Raw genomic sequence first — 1,532 nt, forward strand, 5'->3', positions numbered from 1 at the left:
TAGGGAAGCCCGCTCGGTTGTCTGTCTGGCAAGCTACCCAAATCTTGGTTTCTTACCAGCCCTCAAACCTAAAGGCCGGAGCGGGGAAAAGAAAAAAAATAACAGGGGACTGACGCCTTGAATTTTAGACCCTAGCATAGCATACGCGGTTTTTCACCATCGCACCGGCGACCCAATTGAACTGTCCAGGCTTTAAAATTCACCAGCAGGAGTCAAAACATGTTAAACAGGTTTAGCTAATAATGCCTCGGACTTACCCATGCTGGTGGCTCAATTCACGGTGGAATAACCGTTTTTTTGAGTACTTTTCAAACCTGTTCAAACGTACTATAATGCCACTTATACAACAGAAATCAGGCATCATTTTCTATGTAATCTAAGAAGCGTTCAGCAATACTTAAGCTGGTAGGAAACTGGGGTAACTTTTTAGCTTCTTCTACAAACTCAAGGAACATATCAAATGGCAAAAGACTTACATAGTTAATACCATTTATTTGAAAGTTTCTCATGTCAGAAATTGAATCAGAGTTGAATAGTTTTACTTCGGATTCTAGTGATATCAAATCTCTCATACAGAGCTCAACTATACACAGATCAACCAACTCAGAAAGATCAGTACCCAGCTCCCTCCTAAGCAAGGTATTTATATCGATACCTTCTTTAATTTCGTCAATTAAATTAATTAGTTTCATTGTACTTTAGAATTACACTGAAATTTGTATCGTGTGACTGTTTCTAACTTTAATTCCTTTACATAAAATTAGTTACATAACAACCCTTGAAAAAACACAACAAATTTTTGACAAGAAATTAGTAAAATTCCTATATTGGTTGTATAGCTTCACTTAGAAATTCACTTATGCAACAGACTATAAGTTTTTTTTTATTCTTGATAATATCTTGTGCTTCTGTTAGCCTTTGTAAGGCGCAGGATTGTAAATCTATCACTAAACTTAAATCATCAACCTTAATCACTTACGTTGGCATAATTGATATTCCTCCTGATTATAATAACACCACTAAGAATAAGTTTTTTACAGTTGATTTAGCAAAACACGTTAAGACTGATACGAGTTTTATTTTTGGTTTATCGATAGTGGCTTTTGATGCACTAACTACTTCAAACTTAGCCACTGTTAAACTTCAGTTTGAAGGTGATTCTGAAATTGTTAAGTCTAGCCAATCTTTAAACATTACTCCAATGTCGGAAGGAAGAGCTATACTGTCCACGCATGTAGGGTTGACGTCGAACGAAATTTTAGCGATACAAAATAAATCATTGATGAGTATTACACTAGCAAACAGCAAGGTTATAGTACCCGAGACTATGTCAAAAGCTTTAAGGGAAGTTGCTAGATGTCTACCAAATTTCTGGTAACTTTATTCTAGGTAAAGTTCAATAAATTACTTCATTAGAAACCAGTACTATTCCAAGGGTTGTATTACCCTGGTTTTACTTGACAGATTTTAGTCTCATTTTAAGCTTCAATCTTCGTTGCCTTGGGTTGTACTTTTTCCGGCTGGGAGCGCTT

The 1,532-nt window shown here is 36.0% G+C and carries 2 protein-coding genes; one reads left to right on the top strand and one right to left on the bottom strand.

Annotated features, from left to right (window positions below):
- Positions 1-353 precede the first annotated feature (353 nt).
- Positions 354-692: a hypothetical protein gene (locus BM202_RS36470; protein WP_093835525.1), complete on the bottom strand. Its 339-nt coding sequence runs from the start codon at positions 690-692 to the stop codon at positions 354-356.
- A 167-nt stretch (positions 693-859) separates the two neighbouring features.
- Here BM202_RS36470 and BM202_RS36475 point away from each other — a divergent pair, with 167 nt between their 5' ends.
- Positions 860-1,378 carry a hypothetical protein gene (locus BM202_RS36475; RefSeq protein WP_093835527.1) on the top strand — a complete coding sequence of 173 codons (519 nt, stop codon included), beginning with the start codon at positions 860-862 and terminating at the stop codon, positions 1,376-1,378.
- Positions 1,379-1,532 lie beyond the last annotated feature (154 nt).

Origin of the sequence: Spirosoma endophyticum, assembly GCF_900112365.1 — a bacterium.
Lineage (GTDB): Bacteria > Bacteroidota > Bacteroidia > Cytophagales > Spirosomataceae > Spirosoma > Spirosoma endophyticum.

Bases quoted from the DNA above. Each gene is read 5' to 3' on its own strand.
- BM202_RS36475 (WP_093835527.1), top strand. From the start codon at position 860: ATGCAACAGACTATAAGTTTTTTTTTATTCTTGATAATATCTTGTGCT.
- BM202_RS36470 (WP_093835525.1), bottom strand. From the start codon at position 692: ATGAAACTAATTAATTTAATTGACGAAATTAAAGAAGGTATCGATATA.